Annotated in this window: 16 protein-coding genes; 9 read left to right on the top strand and 7 right to left on the bottom strand. The window is 72.4% G+C overall.

Annotation, left to right across the window (positions count from 1 at the left end; all coding sequences use genetic code 11):
• Positions 1 to 115: 115 nt before the first annotated feature.
• Positions 116 to 430, bottom strand: coding sequence for a hypothetical protein (locus OG559_RS27265; protein ID WP_405108819.1), 315 nt, complete (start codon positions 428 to 430; stop codon positions 116 to 118).
• 586 nt (positions 431 to 1,016) lie between these two features.
• Between OG559_RS27265 and OG559_RS27260 the strand changes: the two genes are divergently transcribed.
• The 5 genes from OG559_RS27260 to OG559_RS27240 all read left to right on the top strand — a co-directional run bounded on the left by OG559_RS27260 (position 1,017) and on the right by OG559_RS27240 (position 10,905).
• Positions 1,017 to 2,987 carry a CRTAC1 family protein gene (locus tag OG559_RS27260; RefSeq protein ID WP_405108816.1) on the top strand — a complete coding sequence of 657 codons (1,971 nt, stop codon included), beginning with the start codon at positions 1,017 to 1,019 and terminating at the stop codon, positions 2,985 to 2,987.
• Positions 2,984 to 3,979 (top strand): enediyne biosynthesis protein, encoded by a 996-nt coding sequence (locus OG559_RS27255; RefSeq protein ID WP_405108813.1) that lies wholly within the window; start codon positions 2,984 to 2,986, stop codon positions 3,977 to 3,979. The genes OG559_RS27260 and OG559_RS27255 overlap by 4 nt, the downstream gene beginning before the upstream one ends.
• 85 nt (positions 3,980 to 4,064) lie before the next feature.
• The gene (locus OG559_RS27250; protein ID WP_405108810.1) at positions 4,065 to 9,884 is read left to right on the top strand and encodes a type I polyketide synthase; all 5,820 of its coding nucleotides are present in this window, start codon (positions 4,065 to 4,067) and stop codon (positions 9,882 to 9,884) included.
• Position 9,885: 1 nt separating this feature from the next.
• Positions 9,886 to 10,359 (top strand): acyl-CoA thioesterase, encoded by a 474-nt coding sequence (locus tag OG559_RS27245; protein ID WP_405108807.1) that lies wholly within the window; start codon positions 9,886 to 9,888, stop codon positions 10,357 to 10,359.
• A 45-nt stretch (positions 10,360 to 10,404) separates the two neighbouring features.
• Positions 10,405 to 10,905: a flavin reductase family protein gene (locus OG559_RS27240; RefSeq protein WP_405117009.1), complete on the top strand. Its 501-nt coding sequence runs from the start codon at positions 10,405 to 10,407 to the stop codon at positions 10,903 to 10,905.
• Positions 10,906 to 11,135: 230 nt separating this feature from the next.
• Here the strand turns inward: OG559_RS27240 and OG559_RS27235 are convergent, their stop codons facing one another.
• Positions 11,136 to 12,503, bottom strand: coding sequence for a cytochrome P450 (locus OG559_RS27235; RefSeq protein ID WP_405108804.1), 1,368 nt, complete (start codon positions 12,501 to 12,503; stop codon positions 11,136 to 11,138).
• Positions 12,500 to 13,486, bottom strand: coding sequence for a DUF1702 family protein (locus tag OG559_RS27230; RefSeq protein ID WP_405117007.1), 987 nt, complete (start codon positions 13,484 to 13,486; stop codon positions 12,500 to 12,502). The genes OG559_RS27235 and OG559_RS27230 overlap by 4 nt, the downstream gene beginning before the upstream one ends.
• Positions 13,487 to 13,719: 233 nt before the next feature.
• On the opposite strand from OG559_RS27230, the gene OG559_RS27225 reads away from it, so the two are divergent.
• The gene (locus tag OG559_RS27225; RefSeq protein WP_405108801.1) at positions 13,720 to 14,811 is read left to right on the top strand and encodes an SDR family NAD(P)-dependent oxidoreductase; all 1,092 of its coding nucleotides are present in this window, start codon (positions 13,720 to 13,722) and stop codon (positions 14,809 to 14,811) included.
• On the top strand, positions 14,808 to 15,509 hold the full coding sequence (locus tag OG559_RS27220; protein ID WP_405108798.1) for a maleylpyruvate isomerase family mycothiol-dependent enzyme: 702 nt from the start codon (positions 14,808 to 14,810) through the stop codon (positions 15,507 to 15,509). The genes OG559_RS27225 and OG559_RS27220 overlap by 4 nt, the downstream gene beginning before the upstream one ends.
• Before the next feature lie 218 nt (positions 15,510 to 15,727).
• Here the strand turns inward: OG559_RS27220 and OG559_RS27215 are convergent, their stop codons facing one another.
• Complete coding sequence (locus OG559_RS27215; protein ID WP_405108795.1) at positions 15,728 to 16,507, bottom strand: helix-turn-helix transcriptional regulator; 780 nt, start codon at positions 16,505 to 16,507, stop codon at positions 15,728 to 15,730.
• Positions 16,508 to 16,961: 454 nt separating this feature from the next.
• Positions 16,962 to 18,026, bottom strand: coding sequence for a carboxymuconolactone decarboxylase family protein (locus tag OG559_RS27210; RefSeq protein WP_405117005.1), 1,065 nt, complete (start codon positions 18,024 to 18,026; stop codon positions 16,962 to 16,964).
• Between the two features lie 321 nt (positions 18,027 to 18,347).
• On the opposite strand from OG559_RS27210, the gene OG559_RS27205 reads away from it, so the two are divergent.
• Both OG559_RS27205 and OG559_RS27200 read left to right on the top strand, forming a co-directional pair.
• Positions 18,348 to 18,947, top strand: a complete 600-nt coding sequence (locus OG559_RS27205; RefSeq protein WP_405108792.1) for a carboxymuconolactone decarboxylase family protein — start codon at positions 18,348 to 18,350, stop codon at positions 18,945 to 18,947.
• Positions 18,948 to 18,972: 25 nt separating this feature from the next.
• Positions 18,973 to 19,848 carry an SDR family NAD(P)-dependent oxidoreductase gene (locus OG559_RS27200; RefSeq protein ID WP_405108790.1) on the top strand — a complete coding sequence of 292 codons (876 nt, stop codon included), beginning with the start codon at positions 18,973 to 18,975 and terminating at the stop codon, positions 19,846 to 19,848.
• An 80-nt stretch (positions 19,849 to 19,928) separates the two neighbouring features.
• On the opposite strand, the gene OG559_RS27195 is transcribed toward OG559_RS27200, so the two are convergent.
• Both OG559_RS27195 and OG559_RS27190 read right to left on the bottom strand, forming a co-directional pair.
• A complete protein-coding gene (locus tag OG559_RS27195) occupies positions 19,929 to 20,528 on the bottom strand; it encodes a copper resistance protein CopC (protein WP_405108787.1) in 600 nt (199 codons plus the stop codon).
• Positions 20,518 to 21,108: a hypothetical protein gene (locus tag OG559_RS27190; RefSeq protein ID WP_405108784.1), complete on the bottom strand. Its 591-nt coding sequence runs from the start codon at positions 21,106 to 21,108 to the stop codon at positions 20,518 to 20,520. Before OG559_RS27190 ends, OG559_RS27195 begins: the two co-directional genes overlap by 11 nt.
• Positions 21,109 to 21,212 lie beyond the last annotated feature (104 nt).

The raw sequence follows: 21,212 nt of genomic DNA, 5'->3' as shown, positions 1-21,212 counted from the left end.
CGGGTTGGAGCGTGGCCCCGAAGGGCCGAGGCGCGCCCCCAACGGGGTTCCGCTCCGGTGCCGACCGCCCCCGACGGGTGGACCCCGGGGGCGGTCGGGCGACACGGGCGCCGGCTCAGGCCGGCTGGGCGGCCGGCTCGCGGTGCCCGCTGACCTTCGCGGCCGGCATCGGGCCGCCACGGGCGGTGCCGGTCATCTCGTCGCCGTCGATCGTCACGTCGAAAACCAGGTCCATCCGCATCGGCCTCTTGATGGACTGGTACCACGACAGGCGGTTGCCCTCCAGCTGGAGGTCGTTGAGGGTGAGCGTTTCCTTCTCACCACGCGAGATTCCCTGTAGGACACCGTCCTCGCTGAACAGCTCGAGCTCGGTACGGCGGGTGCCGAACGGGGTGGCCACGGCCACCTTCCAGAATCCCTCGACAGACACGGCGGCTTCCTCTCTTCCCGGGTCCCGGGCGGGGTGATCCCCGAAGACAGCGCGCCCGGGCAGCGCCGTAACCCACGCTAGCCACCGCGCGGTCCACAGTTAGTCGCCATATTGCCGTCTTCGGCCCCCCGGGTGGACACAGCGGGTCAAGACGACGAGATTGACCTAAAGGGATCCGGCGCGTCAAACCGTCCGTTAAACGCGAACCAAACGGCGACAGGCTGGGAGAACGCCGGGAGCAATGTGAAAGAAGCGCAGTCCGGGGCCACCGTCGCACGATGAAGTCGCACGATGAACCTGGGCCCGATCCGGTCGCCCTAATCCACTTTCCCCGCCCGCAGCAGGAGGAAACCAGGCACTCCAGGAATCAGATTCGCCACGTCGGTTGAAAAGGCCGGAGGAGCCCCTCCACCGGCCGGGTCCGACGCGCCGGCGGGCCTATCCCGCCAGGCGACAATTCCCCATCCCCCAACCGCGCGCCGCCACGAAACCGCCCCGTGGAACACCGCCGCGGCGGCGCCGTCTGCCCTGTTCACGCCATCGGCTTTGGCAGAAGTCGATGGCTCTGTCGTAAGGAGACCTTACCGTGCTGGGTCAACGCCTACGCTCGCTCAGTCCCGGAATAGTCGCGATTCTACTCGCGGCCTCGCTCTTTTTCATCATCGACAGCCGGGTCTCCGTCGCCGGTGCCGAGCAGGCCGCCTCACGATACCGCTTCACCGAGCAGCCGATCGCCTACCCGGACGGCTATGACCGGTTGCCCAAGAGAACGATCCGGGACGTCAACCCGTCTTACCACAAGATCCGCGCGTGGATCTCGTCGGTCGGCGCGAGCATCGCCCTCAACGACCTCACCGACCACGGCCGGGCCAACAGCCTGTGCTTCGTGGACGTGCGCACCAACCAGGTGGTGGTCACCTACGCGCCCACCGCGCCGAAGGAGGACCAGTTCACGCCGTTCCTCCTCGACGCGGCGCCGCTGCCGATCGACGACACCATGGCGCCGATGGCCTGCGTCCCGGGCGACTACAACCTCGACGGCCGGATGGACCTGATGGTCACCTACTGGGGCCGGGTGCCGATCCTGTTCCTGCGCAAGGCCGGCGCCACGACGGTGGCCAACGCCTCGTACCAGCGCCAGGAACTGCTGCCGCAGAGCTCGCCGGACGGCCGCTACCACGGGCCCAAGTGGCACACCAACGCCTCCTTGGTCAGTGACCTCGACGGCGACGGCAAGCCGGACGTGGTGATCGGCAACTACTTCCCCGAGTCCGACGTGCTCAACACCCGGGGCCAGGACAACGTCGAGATGAACGACACGCTGTCCAGCGCCACCAACGGCGGCGGCCTGCACGTGCTGCGCTGGCACGCGGCGACCGCCGGCGACAACCCGTCGGTGAACTTCGTGGCCGAGCGCGGGGCGGTGCCGTTCAAGAAGTCCACCGGCTGGACGCTGGGCCTGGGCGCGGCCGACCTGACCGCGCGGGGGCTGCCGGACGTCTACGTCGCCAACGACTTCGGCCACAACCACCTGCTGCACAACATCTCCTCCCCCGGCCGGATCAAGTTCAAGGCGGCGATCGGGGAGCGCACCCCGACGACCCCCAAGTCGTTCGTGCTCGGCAACGGCTCGTTCAAGGGCATGGGCATCGACTTCGGCGACCTGGACCGCAACGGCAACTTCGACATGGTGGTCTCCAACATCACCACGGCCTGGGGCCTGGAGGAGAGCAACTTCGTCTGGATCAACCGGGCCCGCGACGAGCGCGACATGCTCGCCAAGCTGGGCAAGGGCGTCGCACCGTTCACCCAGGAGGCCCGGCCGCTGGGCATGGCCTGGAGCGGCTGGGGCTGGGACATCAAGTTCGGCGACTTCCTCAACAGCGGCGACCTGGAGGTCGTCCAGTCGCTCGGCTTCGTCAAGGGCAAGATCAACCGGTGGCCGTGGCTGCAGGAGATGGCCATGATGAACGACGACCTGCTGTCCAACCCGGCGATGTGGCCCAACCTGCAGCCCGGCGACGACATCGCCGGCAGCCAGCCGCTGGCGTTCTTCGCCCGCACGGCCAGCGGCGAGTTCGCCAACATCACCAAGGAGGTCGGGCTCGACGTCCCGATCCCCACCCGCGGCGTCGCCACCGCCGACACCCGGGGCACCGGCGCCCTGGACCTCGCGGTGGCCCGGCAGTGGGGCCCGCCGGCGTTCTACGTCAACGAGGCGCCCAGCAAGGGCAACTTCCTGAACCTGCGGCTGTACCGGCCGGCGGTCGGCGCCCCGGCGGGCCAGATGCTCTGCACCCCGGCGTACGGCGCCACCGTCACGGTGACCACGCCGGACGGCCGCAAGCAGATCTCCCAACTCGACGGCGGCAGCGGCCACGCCGGCAAGCGGAGCTTCGAGGTCCACTTCGGCCTCGGGAACAGCAGCGGCCCGGTCACCGTCGACCTGCGCTGGCGCGACCTGGCCGGCCAGCAGCACAGCACCAGCCAGCAGTTCACCGCCGGAACGCACACCCTCGTGCTGACCGACCGCGTCGAGGAGGTTCCGAACCGATGACCACGATCGCGCCACCCCCCAGCATCAACACCGCCCCCGCGGCCCGCGTCGTCCCCGCTCCGGCCAAACCGGAGCCCGACCGCCGCTACCTGGCCCTGCGCAACTTCGCCCTCTCCATCAGCGTCTTCAACATCTTCGGCTACACCCTGCTCGGCTTCGAGCAGCCGTGGCTGTGGCCCATCTTCGCGGTGCTCACCGCCTACGCCGCCGAGATCTCCTTCGAGCTGATCCGGGCCTGGGCCAAGAAGGAGACCCCCCGGTTCCTCGGCGGCGGCGGCCGCCGGGTGTACGAGTTCCTGCTGCCCTCGCACATCACCGCGCTGGCCTGCAACATGCTCCTCTACGCCAACGACATGTTCCTGCCGATCGCGTTCGCCGTGATCATCGGCGTCACCGGCAAGTACGTCCTGCAGGCCCCGGTCTACGGCCGGATGCGGCACTACATGAACCCGTCGAACTTCGGCATCACCATGGCGCTGGTCTGCTTCGGCTCCTGGATCTCCATCGCCCCGCCGTACGAGTTCACGGAGAACGCCAACACCTACTTCCGGGTGATGATCCCGATCATCATCGTCACCGCCGGTACCGTGATCAACGCGCTGCTGACCCGCAAGGTGCCGCTGATCGTGGGCTGGCTCGGCGGCTTCGCCATCCAGGCGTTCATCCGGCACTGGATCTGGGACGTCGCGCTGTTCTCCGCGCTCGGCGTGATGACCGGTGTGGCGTTCGTACTGTTCACCAACTACATGATCACCGACCCGGGGACCACCCCGGCCAAGCCGATGAACCAGTTCATGTTCGGCTCCTCGGTGGCCATGGTCTACGGCGTGCTGATGCTGTTCAACGTCGTCTACACGCTCTTCTTCGCGGTGGTCGTGGTCTGCGGCATCCGCGGACTGGGCTGGTGGCTGGCGCACCTGCGCAAGAAGTCCCGGGAGCGGGCCGCCGCGCCCGCCGGGCTGTCCCTCGGCACCCCCAGGCGCATCGCGTGAACCGGCGGGACAGGACGCGCCGCGCCGCGCCGGCCGAACAGGTCGACCCCGTCAGGACAGTCGACGGACGAAGCGAGGAGCAGAAATGAGCGAACGGATCGCCGTCGTCGGGATCGCCTGCCGATATCCCGACGCCGAGAACCCCAACCAACTGTGGGAGAACGTGCTCACCGGCCGCCGGGCGTTCCGTCGGCTGCCCGACGAGCGGATGAACTCCGAGGACTACTACTCCCCCGACCCGACCGCGCCCGACCGGTTCTACTCGGCCAAGGCCGCCGTGATCGAGGGCTTCGAGTTCGACCGGGTCCGGTACAAGGTCGCCGGCAGCACCTTCCGGTCCACCGACATGACGCACTGGCTGGCCCTGGACACGGTCGCCCGAGCGTTGGAGGACGCCGGCTTCCCCGACGGCGAAGGGCTGCCGCTGGCCACCACCGGAGTGGTCATCGGCAACACCCTCACCGGCGAGTTCAGCCGGGCCAACCTGCTGCGGCTGCGCTGGCCGTACGTGCGGCGCACGGTCGGGGCGGCGCTGCGCGAGCAGGGCTGGGGCGACACCGAGGTCGGCACGTTCCTCGACGAGCTGGAGCCGCGCTACAAGGCGCCCTTCCCGCCGATCGACGAGGACACCCTGGCCGGCGGCCTGGCCAACACCATCGCCGGGCGGGTCTGCAACCACTTCGACTTCAAGGGCGGCGGCTACACCGTCGACGGCGCCTGCTCGTCGTCGCTGCTGTCGGTCTCCACCGCCTGCAACGCCCTGGCCAACGGCGACCTCGACGCCGCCGTGGCCGGCGGGGTGGACCTGAGCATCGACCCGTTCGAGGTGATCGGCTTCGCCAAGACCGGGGCGCTGGCCACCGGGGAGATGCGGGTGTACGACCGCAACTCCAACGGGTTCTGGCCGGGCGAGGGCTGCGGCATGCTGGTGCTGATGCGCGACGAGGACGCCGTGGCGCGCGGGCTACGGCGACACGCCGTCATCGCCGGCTGGGGCTACTCCTCCGACGGCAAGGGCGGCATCACCCGGCCCGAGGCCAGCGGGCACCGGCTGGCCATCCGCCGGGCGTACGAGCGGGCCGGCTACGGCATCGACTCGGTCGCCTACCTGGAGGGCCACGGCACCGGCACCGCCGTCGGCGACGCCACCGAGCTGACGGCGTTCACCGAGGCCCGGCAGGAGGCCGACCCGGCGGGCGCGCCCGCCGCGATCAGCACCGTGAAGGGCAACTTCGGCCACACCAAGGCCGCCGCCGGGGTCGCCGGACTGCTCAAGGCGATCCTCGCGGTACGCCAGCAGGTCATCCCGCCGGCCACCGGGCACGTCGACCCGCACCCGGTGCTCGACGTGGAGCAGCCTGCCGTGCGGGTGCCCGCGACAGCGGAGCTGTGGCCGGCGGACAAGCCGGTCCGGGCGGCGGTGTCCTCGATGGGCTTCGGCGGCATCAACGCCCACGTGGTGGTCGAGAGCGCGGAGAACGGCCGGCGGACCCGGATCGGGGCGTCGACGGCCGCGCTGGTGCGTTCCCGGCAGGACACCGAGCTGCTGATGTTCGACGCGCGTACCCCGGAGGAGCTGGGCTCGCGGCTGTCGGACCTCGCGCCGTGGGTCGGTCGGCTGTCGTACGCCGAACTGGGCGACCTGGCCGCGACCCTGGCCGGGAAGCTGGCCGACCGCCCGGTGCGGGCGGCGGTGGTCGTCGCGTCGCCCGAGCAGGCGCGGCAGCGCCTGGAGCGGCTGGTCGAGCTGGTCGACTCCGGCGAGCAGCGGGTGATCGACGCGGCCGGGGGCGTCTTCCTCGGCACTACGGGTTCCGCCCCGCGGATCGGGTTCCTGTTCCCCGGCCAGGGCGCGGGTCGGCGGGCCGACGGCGGCGCGCTGCGCCGCCGGTTCGAGGAGGTCGACACCCTGTACCAGGCCCACCAGCCGCCGCCCGGCGCGGACCTGGTGGCCACGGCGGTGGCGCAGCCGCGGATCGTGACCGCGTCGGTCGCCGGCCTGCGGGTGCTGTCGATGCTCGGGGTGCGGGCGGTCGGGGCCACCGGGCACAGCCTCGGCGAGCTGACCGCGCTGCACTGGGCCGGCGCCATGGACGAGGCGACGCTGATCGCGACCGCCGGCGCGCGTGGCCGGATCATGGCCGACGCCAGCGCCGGCGACGGCACGATGGCCAGCATCTCCGCCGCCCCCGAGGTGGTGGAGCCGCTGCTGGTCGGCACGCCGGTGGTCATCGCCGGCTACAACAGCCCGCAGCAGACTGTGGTCTCCGGTCCGGTCGCGGCGGTGGAACAGGTCGGCGCGCTGGCCGAGCGGTCCGGGCTGTTCTGGACCCGGATCGCGGTGTCGCACGCCTTCCACTCGGAGGCGGTCGCCCCGGCCGCGGTCGCGTTCGCCGAGCACCTGGGCGGCCTGCCCTTCGCCCCGCTGTCCGGTGGGATGGTCTCCACGGTCACCGGGGACGTGCTGCCGGCCGACACCGACGTGCCCGACCTGCTGCGCCGGCAGGTGCTGGACCCGGTGCGGTTCACCCAGGCGGTGCGCCGCCTGGCCGACGACGCCGACCTGCTGCTGGAGGTCGGTCCGGGTCGGGTGCTGCGCGGCCTGGCCGCGGACATCGCCCCGGAGGTGCCGACGATCTCGCTGGAGACCGACAGCTTGTCGCTGGCGGGCCTGCTCAGCGCGGTCGGCGCCGCGTACGCGGCGGGTGCGGCGGTGAACCACTCGGTGCTGTTCCAGGACCGGTTCACCCGGCCGCTGGAGCCGGGCCGGCCGCTGCGGTTCTTCGCCAGCCCCGCCGAGTCGGCGCCGGCCGGGGACTTCGCGGTGGCCCGCGCCGGGGCTGAGCCGGCCGCCAGCGCGGTGTCGCCGGCCGGCGCGTCGGTCGCGGCCTCCGGGCCCGGCGCGACGGTCGACACCCTGGAGCTGCTGCGCCGGCTCGCCGCCGAACGGGCGGAGCTGCCGCTGGAGGCCGTACGGGCGGACAGCCGGCCGCTGGACGAGCTGCACCTCAGCTCGATCACCGTCGGGCAGATCGTCAACCAGGCCGCCCGGGAGCTCAACGTGACCGCCCCGACGCTGACCTCCAGCTACGCCACCGCCACGGTGGCGGAGATCGCGCAGATCCTCGACGAGGCCGGCGGTGCTGGCGACGCGGAGGAACCGGAACGGTCGATCGCCGGGGTGGCCCCGTGGGTCCGGGCGTTCGCGGTGGACCTGGTGCCCACCGAGGCCGGTCCGCGGGTCGGTGCCCCGGTCGAGGGCGGCTGGCAGGCGTTCACCGCCGGGCACAGCCCCCTCGCCGAGCCGTTGCGCACGGCGCTGCAACAGGCCCGGGTCGGCGGTGGGGTGCTGCTGTGCCTGCCGCGCGACTGCCAGCCTGAGCACATCCCGGTGATGCTGCGGGCCGCCCGGGCCGCCGTGTCGCAGGGCGGCGCCGTCCGGTTCGTGGCGCTGGGCGACCGGCGCAACGCGGCCGGCCTGGCCAAGACGCTGCACCAGGAGCACCCGGAGATCACCACCACGGTGATCACGCTGCCGCTGGCCGGCGAGCCGTCCGCCGACGACGTCGCGGCCACGGTGGCCCGGCTCGTCGCCGACGTGGCGGCGACCGCCGGATTCAGCGAGGTCAACTACGACGCCGACGGCAACCGGTACGTGCCGGTGCTGCGGCCGGCGCCCCTGCCACCCAACGGCGGGCCCGGCCTCGGGGTGGAGGACGTGCTGCTGGTCACCGGAGGCGGCAAGGGCATCACCGCCGAGTGCGCCCTGGCGCTGGGGCGGGACACCCTGACGGCGGTCGGCCTGATCGGCCGCTCCGACCCGGCGGCCGACGCGGAACTGGCGGCCAACCTCGAACGGCTCACCGCCGCCGGGGTGCGCTTCCACTACGCCCGGGCGGACATCACCGCCCTGGACGAGGTGAAGGCGGCCGTCAACGACATCGAGCGGGTGCTCGGCCCGGTCACCGGTGTGCTGCACGGCGCCGGCCGCAACGAGCCGACCACGGTGGTCAGCCTCGACGAGGCGACGTTCCGGCGGACCCTCGCGCCGAAGATCGACGGGCTGGAGGCCGTGCTCGCCGCGACCGATCCGCACACGCTGCGGCTGCTGGTCACCTTCGGCAGCATCATCGGCCGGGCGGGGCTGCGCGGCGAGGCGCACTACGCCACGGCCAACGACTGGATGACCGACCTGACCCGCCGGGTCGGCGAGGACTACCCGCACATCCGGTGCCTGGCCCTGGAGTGGTCGGTGTGGTCCGGCGCCGGCATGGGCGAGCGGCTCGGGGTGCTGGAGGCCCTCACCCGCGACGGCATCGCGCCGATCCCGGTGGAGGCCGGCATCGCGACCCTGAAGGAGGTGCTGGCCAGCCCGTCCGCGCCGCAGGCGCTGGTGGTGATGGGACGCGCCGACGGCCTGTCCACGGTCACGCTGGAGCGGCGCGAGCTGCCCCTGCTGCGCTTCGTCGACCGGCCGCAGGTGCACTACCCGGGCGTCGAGCTGGTGGTGGACGCCGACCTCAGCGCCGACGACGACCTCTACCTGCCCGACCACCTGCTCGACGGGGACCTGCTCTTCCCCGCCGTGTTGGGCATGGAGGCGATGGCGCAGGCGGCGGCGGCGCTCACCGGGCGCACCGAGGCCCCGGTGCTGGAGGACGTCGAGCTGCTGCGCCCGATCGTGGTGCCGCCCTCGGGCAGCAACACGATCCGGATCGCGGTGCTCGCCGCGGCCGACGGCTCGGTCGAGGCGGTGGTACGCAGCAGCGACACCAACTTCCAGGCCGACCACTTCCGGGCCCGGCTGCGCTGGGACCAGTCGCTGCGGGTCGAAGCCCGGCCGGGGACCGCCGCCGCGCGGCTGTTGCCGATCGACCCGGCCCGCGACCTGTACGGCCCGGTGCTGTTCCAGGGACGGCGGTTCCAGCGCCTGCTGGGCTACCTGGACCTGGCGGCGACGAGCTGCACGGCGCGGGTGTCGAACCGGCCGGTCGACGCGTGGTTCGCCCGGTACCGGCCCGGCGACCTGGTGCTCGGCGACCCGGGCACCAGGGACACGGTGATGCACGCGTTGCAGTGCTGCGTGCCGGACGCGACCCTGCTGCCGGGGGCGATCGAGCGGCTGCACCTGGCCGACCCGAAGGTCGCCGCCACCCTGGACACCGTCACCATCCACGCGGTGGAGCGGCTGCGCCAGGGCGACACCTACCACTACGACGTGGACGTCTGCGACGGCGACGGCAACCTCGTCGAGCGGTGGGTGGGGCTGCGCCTGCACGCCGTGCGCAAGCAGGACGGCACCGGGCCGTGGCTGCCGGCGCTGGTCGGCCCGTACCTGGAGCGGCGGGCCGGCGCGTTCCTGCCCGACGAGCTGCGCTGCGTCGTACGGCCCGACGACCCGGACGCCACCGGCACGCCGGCCCGGCGCCGGCAGACCGCCCGGGCGGTGAGCTGGGCGTTGGGCGCGGAGACGACGGTGCGTTACCGGCCCGACGGCAAGCCGGAGGTCGACGGGGACCTCCGGATCTCCGCCTCGCACGGCGCCGGGGTCACCTTCGCCGTCGCCGGCGCCTCGGCGGCGGTGGGCTGCGACGTGGAGCTGGCCGCGACCCGTTCCGCCGAGGAGTGGGAGGGCCTGATCGGCCCGGACGGGGTCGCCCTGTCCACGCTGCTGGCCCGGGAGCAGGGCGAGGACCTGTCGGTCGCCGCCACCCGGGTCTGGGGCGCGGTCGAGTGCCTGCGCAAGAACGGCCACACCCGGGTCGACCTGGTGGCCGAGCCGAACGGAACGGCCGGCTGGGTCGCTCTGCGGTCGGGGGCGGCGCGGGTCGCCACCTTCGTCACCGCGCTCAACGACATCGGCGACCCGGTGGTGTTCACGATGCTGGCGGAAGGAGGCAGGTGAGATGGAGTCCTACTACGAGTACCGGCACCTGGTGGGTTTCGAGGAGACCAACCTCGTCGGGAACGTCTACTACGTCAACTACATGCGCTGGCAGGGCCGGTGCCGGGAGATGTTCCTGCGGGACGAGGCGCCGGAGATCCTGCCGGACATCCGTGACGACCTGAAGCTGTTCACGCTCAAGTGCGAGTGCGAGTTCTTCACCGAGATCACCGCGTTCGACGAGCTGTCGATCCGGATGCGCCTGGAGGACCTCACGCAGACCCAGATCGGCTTCGCGTTCGACTACGTGCGGCTGCGTGACGGCTTCGAGGAGCTGGTGGCCCGGGGTCGGCAGCGGATCGCGTGCATGCGCGGCCCGAACACCGACACCCGGCCGACCCGGGTGCCGGACCCGCTGCGCGCGGCCCTGTCGCGCTACGCGGTGCCCCTCGCCGCGGGTGGCCGGCGGGTGTCCGAAAGCATCGGGGAGGGCTGAGCCGTGACCAGAGCGGACCAGCGACCGACCGCCGGCCCGGCGACGATGCCGGCGCCCGCGGCCGACCACGCCGAACTGCGGGCGGTGATGGGGATGTTCGCCACCGGCGTGACGGTGGTGACGTCGGGCCGGGACCTGCCGCACGGCATGACCGCGAACGCGTTCACCTCCGTGTCGCTGGACCCGGCGATGGTCCTGGTGTGCGTGAAGCGCAGCGCCGTCATGCACGACACCGTCCTGGCCCAGGGCACCTTCGCGGTGTCCATCCTGGCCGCCGACCAGGAGGGGCTGGCCCGGTACTTCGCCAGCTCCAGCAGGCCCCGCGACGAGCGGGAGTTCGAGACGGTGCGGTGCGAGCCGGGCCCGCACACCGGCGCGCCGATCGTGACCGGGAGCGTGGCCTGGGTGGAGTGCAAGCTGGCGGCGGTGTACGACGGCGGCGACCACTCCATCTTCCTCGGCTCGGTCCTCAGCACCGGCCGTGGTGACAGCAGTGACGCACTGCTGTTCCACGGCGGCCGGTTCCGCGAGGTCAGCAAGGGCTGACCGGTTCGGCCACCGACGGCCGGGCGGCCACGCATCCCGCGTGGTCGACCCGGCCGTCGCCGTGCGGGCCGGGCCGGGAAACCGCCAGGACCGGCGCGGAAACCACCAGGACCGGCGCGGGCGACCTCGTCGGAGCCGGCGCGGGCGACCTCGTCGGGGCCTCGGGCGGACACGACGAGGCGCAACCGGCGGGAAGCACCGGTTGCGCCTGGTTCGACGGGTCGGACGGGTCAGGCCTCGTGGACGTGCATCGGCAGGCCGCCCCGCACCCGCAGGGTCAGCATCGGCTCCGGCACCACCTGGTAGCCGGGGCTCAGCGACAGGCGTAGCTGGCGGGCCACGCAGGCGAGGACGAACACCGCCTCCATCAGCCCGAGGTTGTTGCCGACGCAGAAGCGCGGGCCGGCGCCGAACGGGATGTAGGCGTACCGCGGTCGGTCGGTGCGCCGGTCCGGGTCGAACCGATCCGGGTCGAAGCGGTCCGGGTCGGGCCAGAACTCCGGGTGCCGGTGCAGGGTGTACGGGCACAGCACCAGGTCGGCGCCGGCGGGCACGTGCCACCCGCCCACGTTGTCGTCGGCCTGGGCGACGCGCGGCAGCAGCCACACCGGCGGGTACAGCCGCATCACCTCGTCGACCACCATCGCGGTGTACCGCAGCCGGTGCAGGTCCTCGTACACCGGGTTCCGGTCGCCGAGCACCTCGACGGCCTCGGCGTGCATCCGCTCCCACACCTCGTGGTGCTGGTCGAGCAGGTAGAAGGTCCAGGTGAGGGTGCTGGCGGTGGTCTCGTGCCCGGCCAGCAGCAGGGTGACCAGCTCGTCACGCATCCGCTGCCGGGCCACCCCCGGGTCGGTCTCCCGGCTGGTCGACTCGATGAGGCGGGACACCACGTCGTCGCGGCCCTCGGTGCCGCCGGGCTCCGCCCGCCGGTGCGCCACCAGCCGGTCGACGATCTCCTGGAGTTCGGCGCGGGCCCGGCGGAAGCGCAGCTGCCGGGGCAACGGCACCCAGGTCGGCACGGCGCTCAGCGACATCATCTCGAAGATCGCCTGGTCCTGGACCGCCTCGAACGCCTCGCCGATCCCGCCGAACTCGCTGAGGTCGGCGTCGAGCAACGTCCGGCCCAGCACGCCGAGGGTCAGCTCGGTCATCTCGTGCCGGATGTCGACCGGGTCGCCACCGGCCATGCGTTGCAGCCGGGCGGCCATCCGCACCGCCTCCTCGGCGACCGCGTCGGCCTGACGGGCGATGCGGCGCGCCTGGAACACCGGCTGGATCACCTTGCGCTGCTTGGTCCACAGCTCGCCCTCGCTGGTCAGCAGGCCGTCGCCGAGGGTTCGGCGGGCGTGCACCAGCCCGATGCCCTTGTGGTAGTTGCCGGGGTTCTCGGCCAGCACGTGCTTGGCGTGGTCGGGGTGGTTGAAGAAGTAGAGCGTCTTCGGCCCCAGCGGCAGCCGGACCGCGTCCCCGTGCCGGGCGGAGACCGCCCGCATGACGTCCAGCCGGTTGCGGGCCATCCGCCCGAGCAGCACCGGAGCCGTCCAGGGCGACGGCCCCGGCGGGCGCAGCCGGCCCCGGTCGGCGACGGCGGTCACGGCTGCACCCTCGCGCCGACCCGGAACCGCTCGGCCACGGCCCGCCGCCACACCTCGTAGGCGGGCAGGCCGTCGGCCGCCGGTCCGGCGGGGATCAGCTCGTCGGTGATCCGGCCCGCCTCGGCGGCGGAGGTCCGGCAGAACACCCGGGCCGCCAGCTCCGTGTGCGGCACCAGCAGCCCGGCCCTGATCCGGGCCTGCGCCGCGAACGCCGAGGCCTGGGCGACGAACGGGGCGTGCTCGCCCGCCCGGGTCAGGAACAGCCGCAGCTCTTCCTCGGTGCAACCGCCCGCGTACGTCGCCGCGAGCCCGGCGCCGCTGTAGAGGTCCTGGCGCCGGGCCGGCGCGAACCGGTCGATGAGGTCGGCCGCGAGCGTCGGGTCGCACCCGGCGACGAACCAGGTGGCCCGGCCGATGCCCTGGTCGATGGCGCGGGCGGTGTACGAGGCCGGGCCCTCGGACGGCCACGGGAAATCGGTCACCGCGCGCCGGCCGTGCACGTACTCGTCGGTGTGGAAGTACGCCTGGTGGAAGCCGTAGCCGTCGTGCACGAGCCAGCGCAGCAACGGATCGGTGGCGGCCGCGAGGGCCCGCCGCCACAGGAACTTCGGCAGCCGGGCGAGCGCCCAGCCGATCCCGACGTAGGCCATGTAGACGTGCCGGTCGCCGGTGCCGGCGAGGAACTCGGCGCTGCGCCGAGGTGTGCCCGGGGTCAGCGCGTCGACCAGCGCGAAGCCCATGGCCACGCCCTCGTAGGCGAACCCCTGGAACCGGGTGGGCAACTCGGCGAGTTCGGTGTCGACGTCGGTCACCCGGCGTGCGCCGGCGGCCGAGGAGAGCCCGGTCAGGAACGACGAACCGACCGTCTCCAGGATGTTGCGGGCCTCCGGCCCCTTGTCGTGGAACCCCCGGGTGGAGACGAGGGTCTCCGAGACGTCGGGGGTGAGGACGCGGCGCCTGAGCGCCCTGATGGTGCCGGCCACCTGCTGCTCCAATACATCCAGGATTGACGATCCAACTGCCCAATCCTCCGGGCCGAACGACCCCCGCCGCCACTTCCCGCTTGCCCTCTGACCTGCGGCGCAATGGCCAGAACGACGGCACGCTGGGAGTAGTCCGCCGTCGCCGGACGGGGCACGATCGAGCCGCCCGCCAGGTCCGGCAGCCGCGACGCGTCGCGCGTCCCACGCCGGTCGCGGGCGGAGAGGAACTCGCGATGTTGGTACTTGTGACGGGCGGTACGGGCTTCGTCGGCGCGCACACGGTGGCGGCGCTCGCCGCGGCCGGACACCGGGTGCGGGTGCTGGCCCGCGACCCCGACCGGGTCGCCCCGGCCCTGTCGCCGTTGTCGGTGCCGAGCGACGCGGTGCAGGTCGCGGACGGCGACGTCACCGACGAGACGGCGGTGGACCGGGCCGTCCGCGGCGTCGACGCGCTGGTGCACGCCGCCTCGGTCTACTCGTTCGACAGCCGGTGGCACGAGGCCACCCGACGCACCAACGTGCGCGGCACGGAGGTGGTGCTGGCGGCGGCCCGCCAACATGGGGTGGGGCGCTCGGTGCACGTGTCGACGTTCGGCGCGCTGCTGCCGTCCCCGGCCGGGACGGTGGGTCCGCAGTCGCCGCCGAGCACGGCCCGGGAGACGTACCTGGCGAGCAAGGCCGCCGCGGAGCGGGTCGCCCGGCAGCACCAGGCGCACGGCGACCCGGTGGTGATCAGCTACCCGCCCGCCCTGCTGGGCCCGGACGACCCGAAGCTCGGCGACCAGAACGCCCGGCTGCGCAACGTGCTGCGCGGCCTGATGCCGATGTGGCCCACCGGCGGCTTCCCGGTCGGCGACGTGCGGGACACGGCCGTGCTGCTCGCGGAGCTGGCCACCGGGCCCGCCGGGGTCGGCAACCGGCACCTCGGCCCGGGCCGCTACCTGCGCACCCGCGACTACGTGGCGGCCGTGCGCGAGGTGACCGGCCGTCGGCTGCCCACGCTGTTCCTGCCGGCCCGGGCGATGCTGCCCTTCGCCTACGGCACCGACGTGGTGCAGCGAATGTGGCCGTGGCACATCCCGGCCGAGTACGGCGCCTGCTACGTCTGCGCCTGCGACGCCCGCCCGGAGGACGCGGCGCGGTCGGCGGGGCCCGAGCCCCGGCCGTTCACCGAGACGCTCGCCGACACCGTGCGCTGGCTGCACCGTACGGGGCGGCTCACGGCGGCGCAGGCCGGCCGGGCCGACGCATTTGCCGACCCCGCCGCGCCCGCGGCGGGATCCGTCCGAGCCGCGGCATCGCCGCGGAAGGAGGCACGATCATGACCGCCACGGAACCGCACCCCGCCCGCTCGTCCGAGGCCCGCGCCGTCGCGGCCTACCGCCAGGTCCGGGAGACCACGGCGGCCCTGCTGGCCCAGGCGCCGCCGGAGGTCGGCGCGCAGCCGGTGGCCAACTGTCCGGGGTGGACGGTGCAGGACCTCGTCGCGCACCTGGTGGAGATCTGCGCGAGGGTGCACGGCCGGGCCACCGGGTCCACTCCCGGGCCGGTGCCCGCCGGCGGGCTGCCGGAGCTGCTCGACGAGTGGGAGCGGTTGAGCGGGCCGGTGGAGGAGTTCCTCGCCGGTCCGGGGTCGATGGACCGGCACATCCTGGTGATGGACGCGTTCACCCACGAGCTGGACCTGCGTCAGGCGCTGGGCGTGCCGCCACCGGTCGACCACCCGGCGCTGCCGGTGGCCTCGGGTGTCCTGCTGACGGGGCTCTCCGCCTCGCTCGACGGCCACGGCCTGCCGCCGCTGGCGGTCGAGACCGAGCACGGGCGGCGCGTGGCGGGAACGGGCGAGCCGGCGGTCACGATGTCCGGCCCGTGGTACGAGGTCTATCTGTCGCTGGCCGGTCGCCGCACCACGGCGCAGATCCGGTCGCTGCGGTGGAGCGCGGATCCGGGGCGCTGGCTGCCGGCGTTCACCTGGGGGCCGTTCCGGGTGCCGGAGTCGTCCGGGGCCGAAACCGTACGCTGAACGCCCGTTGCGACGCGCGCGCCGGTCGGTGGTTCGGCCGACCGGTGCCCCCGTCCCACCGGCCTGCTCCCCTCCCTGTGGGAGGTCTCTCAGGGCGCGTTGCCGGGTCCCGCGCGGCCCGCGCCCTCATTCCCCGGTGGCGACGCCGCCGCCCGGTCCGTGGCCCCGGCGCGACGCCGGGCCCGGGGGGCGGGGTCGCCACCGCCCGGTGGCTGCGGTCACGACTTGGCCCCGTGCAGCATCCTCGACGACCGGTTGGTGCGCCGGTCGTTGCGGGCGAAGCCGTGCCGGGTCCGGCTGCCGGGGGTGCTGCTGTCCAGTTCGGGCAGCGCGATCAGGATGGGCAGGTCGAACACCCCGGTGTGGTGCAGCTCCAGGTCCACCGTGAGATCGGCGCCGACGGGGACGGTGAGCGCGTCGTGGGAGCCGACCGCCAGGGGGCGGCGCATGGACGGCCGGGCCGCGATGTCGTCGAGCGCGATCGCCGCGGCGCGCAGGTACCACTCCCCCTCCGGCACGTCACGCAGTACGTACTCGCCGGAGGCCTCCAGGATGTCGCAGGAGGCCGGTAGGCCCTGCACGATGGGGCTGTCGAAGATGCCGACGTACACCTTGACCGGCACGTCGACCTGGGGCAGGACGAGGCGTCCGCTGATGCTGGCGCGGCGGCGGGGGCCGGTCGTGCGGGTGCGGGCCAGTTGTGGGATGCCGTGCTCGGCCAGCCACCGGTACCGGGCCGGCGAGATGCCCACGCTGCGGGTGAACCGGCTGATGAAGGTGCCCAGGCTGTTGTAGCCGACCGCGTAGGCGATGTCGGTGACGCTCATGTCCGTCTCGAGCAGCAGGTTCTTGGCCTTGTAGAGCCGGATCGCGGTCAGGAAACGACCTGGCGAAGTGCCCGTCTTGGACCGGAAGAGCCGGGAGAAGTAAAAGCGGCTGAGAAAGGCTGAATCGGCCATTGCGTCGAGCGACAGCGGTTCGTGGTACCGATCCCACATGATCGAGATGGCTCTTTCGACGGCGTTGTGCACGGCGAATCAACTCCATTCGGTGAACACGTTGGAGACACTCCGGCCGCATCTTGGCACCATGTGCCCGTGCGCCGGGCGCCGGCCGTGGGGTCGTCCCCACGGCCGGCGACGTGGTCCTGCCCAAGGGTCGCCACGACTTCGTCGTCGCACCGTATCGGAACAGGTGTTCGATCATCCGGTGAAAACTGCGGAGAAATGCCAGTTCACCGGTGTGGTCGGGCAGCGTAAGTGCGGATCGAAACTCTCGAGTCGCCCTTACTGTGAGTGTCCTAAGTGGTCCGGATGGGTTAGGACGATACCACGCATGGAGATCAATAAATACGGTAGTTTTCAATGTTCTTACTCGCAGCGACGTGACTTAATCTGACAGTCGCAGCGATTATCCGAATTGTTCGACGATGCGCGCCGTGTCCGGACATGATCAGTGCGGGGCCGGGAGCTGACCCCCTAGCCACCGGGCCGCCGCCATCGCCGCCCAGGAACAGATCTCGACCAGCGTCTTGTCGTCCGCGCCGACCAGCCGGCAGCTACGCACGACCCCCGGGTCCACCTGATAGGAGGCGAAGGCCACCAGCAGCGCCAGCCGGCCGACGGGCCGCTGGTTCTCGGGCAGTCCCCCGACGAGCTCCTCCACCCAGTCCCGGCTGATCCCCCGCGGACCGCCGCGCCAGCCGACCAGGTTGACCAGCACCAGGTCGCGGACCGCCTCGGGCACCGAGCGGCGGCCCGCCTCGTCGATCGCGGCGCAGGCCCGGCCGAACGCCTCCGCGATCGCCGGGTTGCCGGCCGCCCAGGACAAATCCGCCGGCAGCGGCGCGGCCGGCAGCAGGTCCAGGGACCGGCCCGGCCCGTGCGGACGCCGCGACGCGCTCATCATGGCCCAACCGAGCACCCGCAGCACCATGGGCAGGGCAACCTCCGGCACCCCGGGGGGCAGCGGCACGTCGCGCAGGAACACGTTCACCACCCGGTTGAGGTAGTGCAGCAGCACCGCCACCCCGGCCAGCTCCGGCAGTTGGGCCGCGGGGAACGGCGGCCGGTCCGGCCGGGTCCGCCCGTCGGCGGGCATCGCCCAGGCGACGATCTCCTCCAGCGCCGCCACGCCGACGCCCGGTTCCAGGTCCGATCGGGCGGGCCCGGCGGGGCCGGCGCCGCCGAGCAGGTCCAGCGCGTTGTTGTGGATGGTCGCGCAGTACGGGCAGGCGTTGCCCAGCGAGACCGCGGTGGCCACCGCCTCCTTGGCCGCCTGCGGGGCGGCGCCGGGGACGACCAGCGTCTCCCGGAGCAGCATCCACGCGGCGGCCAGCGCCTCGGGGGCCGGGGCATGCAGGGCCACCGGCGGCGCGAGCACGCCGAAGTCCCTTTCCACCTGCTTGTACACCTCAGCCACCAGGCCACTCGCCCGGCCCCGACGCACCGCGCCGACGTATCGGATCTGCGTCAACCCGAGCGCGCCCAGCACCGGTCGCAGCACACTTGCCGGCATCACGCACCTCATCCATCTCTGTGAATTGATTACAGGCTATCGCGAAAAGTGCCTTCATCCAGCACTCAGTACGGTCGAGCCACGCCGTCGGTCGACCGCCGGACGGTTGCAGTAGGCAACCTGGGAGAGCATCGGACCTGCGAAGACGTGCCATCATGGGCCAGCGGAATCGCTGCCCGACCGCCGTCGTCGGCGTTTCCGTGTCGCCCCGCAGCCCCGTCGGAGATCGCTGCGGCCAGCGCCGACAGCGCTCCCACTTCGCCCTGGAGCGCAATGTCGTACGGCTGGCCCGGCTTCGCCCGAGCACCGAGGAGAAGGCTCATGGAAACGACGACGAAACAGCCGGGAGTCAGAGTCCCGCTGATTGACGAGGATAAGGCGGAGGGACGCACCGCCGAACTCTACGAAGAAATCAAGGCGGTCACCGGGCTGCCATTCGTGCCGGACATGTTCCGGCTCACCTCCACCAATCCGCGGCTGCTCGCGGTGGTGGTCGCCGGCTACGGCGGCGTCTTCGGCGGTGACACGCTCCCCCGGCACATCAAGGAACTGATCTCGGCCTGGACGTCCAAGCTCAACGGCTGCCCGTACTGTGTCGGGACGCACAGCTGGTTCCTGAGCGAGTTCGGTGGCAGCGACGAACTGCTGGAGGCGGTGTCGGACGCGAACACCGCCGAGGAGTTGCCGGTCGACGAGCGCACCATGCCGCTCATGCAGCTGGTGACGAAGGTGAGCACCGGCGCGTACAAGATCACCGACGCGGACTGGGAGAAGGCCGCCGCGGCCGGCTGGAGCGACGCCGAGATGTTGGAGGCGGTCTTCTGCGCCTGCCTGTTCGCGTTCATCAACCGGCTTGTCGATGCCACCGGGTTGGGCTCCTCCGTGGACCGCAGCCGCATCGCGCGGCTGTCCGACGAGTGACTCCCGGCCGGGAAGGGACGCCATCATGACCCAGTCACGCGCAATCCTGCTGACCGGCGCCTCGTCGGGCACCGGCATGTCCTCGGGCAGCGGCAAGGCAACCGCGCTGCGGCTGCACCGGGCCGGCTGGCCGGTCTACGCCACCGGGCGCAACATCGAGGCCCTGTCCGACCTCGCCGACGAGGGCATCACGGTGATGTATCTCGATGTCAACGACGAGGAGTCGATGGCCGCGGCGGTCAAGCGGATCACCGACGAGCACGGCGCGGTGGGCACCCTCATCAACAACGCCGCGTACAGCCTCAACGGCACCATCGGGGAGACCCCGATGGACCAGGTCCGCGCCCAGTTCGAGACGAACGTCTTCGGGCTGTGCCGGCTCACCCAGATGGTCCTGCCGGGCATGCGCGAGCAGGGCGGCGGTCGGGTGATCATGATGTCGTCGATCTTCGGCATGTTCGCCACCCCGGGCCGGGGCTACTACCAGGCCACCAAGCACGCGCTGGAGGCCATCAGCGACTCGCTGCGCCTGGAGGTGGCTCCCTTCGGCATCAAGGTGGTGGTGCTCCAGCCGGCGCCCATCCTGGGCGGCTTCGTTCCCGACAGCGTCGGCGACCTGGGCATGGACTCGCACGAGAACCCGGCCCTGTACCGGGAGTTCTGGGAGCACTTCGTCGACTGGCACCAGGCGTACCGGCTCAGCGACAACCCGCCGCTGCGCGGCAAGATCGCGGTCCGGGCGGAGAACGTCGCCAAGGTCCTCGAGACGGCGGTCTCCACCCCGAACCCGCGCATCCGGTACCGACTCGGCATGCCGCCACGGCTGCTGCCGAAGATGCGGGCGATGATCGGTGAACGCGGGTGGGAGAAGTTCGTGCGCGCGTTCTTCCCCGTACCCTGACCGCAGGCACGAGCGGCGCCGACGGATCTCGTCGGCGCCGCCTTCCGTTGCCCCGGGTGCCGTCACGTCGTGCCCGCCCGTCAGGTCTGCGGGTCGAGGCGCAGGGACGCGGCCCGCCCGCCGCGCGGACGCAGCCACAGCAGGGCGAGTGCCACGGCCAGCACCGCGCCGTCGATGACCAGCAGGAAGGCGCTGAATCCGTCGATGCCGTGCCCGTGCCCGACCACCACCTTCTCGCCGGCCTGGCGGGCCGCGTCGTCCAGCGGGGCCGGCGCGACGCCGGTGCCCACGCTGAACCGGTGCGCCCCGGTGGTGGTCGACCCGTCGGTGAAGGTGACGTGGTACGCGATCGTGTAGTCGCCGGCAGCGCCGATGCTCACCGGCAGCCGCAGCCGCGTGGAGCCGGCCTTGGTCGGCTCGCCGTCGGTGACCGTCCGGCTCTCGACGTCGAGCACCGCGACGTGTGACTGCCCCTCGTCGACGTCGGCGCCGAAGTCCAGGGTCACCTCTGCCGGCGCGGCGGTGAGCACCGCACCGGCCGAGGGGTTGGCGGAGACCAGGCCGTCGTCGGCCCGGGCCGCGCCGGGGGTGAGCGCGAGCAGCCCCGCGACCGCCGCGACCACGGCGGCGACGGCCGCCCGTCGACGGCCGCCGGACGGGAGGCTCAGCTCACGCGGCATGGGGCACGACGGACTGGCGGGAGACGCGGTGCCCGAGGCAGCTGCACGTCATCAGCTCCTGCTCGCGCTGGTTCGGCCGCAGGTGCAGGTACATCGCGACCACCATCGGGATGAACACGACCGAGTTGTAGAACAGGTGCAGCTCGACCCGCGGCAGCACCAGCTGAAGGATGCTGGTCGGCACCTTCTGGCCGAAGAACATGGTGCCGCTCTGCACCTGCCACAGCAGCATGAAGTGCTCGATGTGGTGCCAGAACTGGATGGCCAGCGCCACCACCCACCAGGTGTGGGCACGGCCGACGAAGCCGCGGCGCAGCGCGAAGAGGAAGACCAGCATCACGATGGCGTAGCCGTAGTGCAGCCACTCGGAGGAGACCAGCCAGGGGTAGAACTGGCCCAGCACGCCGCGCGCCTGCGGCCGCGGCGTGCCGAGCACCCAGATCTGGTACGCCTGGACCAGGTGCTCGGCCCAGTGCGCCAGCACGATGATGAGGAAGCCGTTCAGGGCCGCCTTGTGATGGGCCCCGTTGAGCCGCGCGAGCAGCCCGGACGACGGAGCGGCGGTAAGGGGTTGGGTCATTTTCAGGCACCTTCCGTGGGGACGCGGGGGAGTCCGCCGTACGACCCGTGCGAACGGGGACAGCGGCTTGCCGCGAAGCTAACCGCCCGTCCTGTTCCACGGTT

This window comes from Micromonospora sp. NBC_01405, assembly GCF_045040155.1.
Lineage (GTDB): Bacteria > Actinomycetota > Actinomycetes > Mycobacteriales > Micromonosporaceae > Micromonospora.
This window is presented reverse-complemented; position numbering and strand designations above follow the sequence as displayed.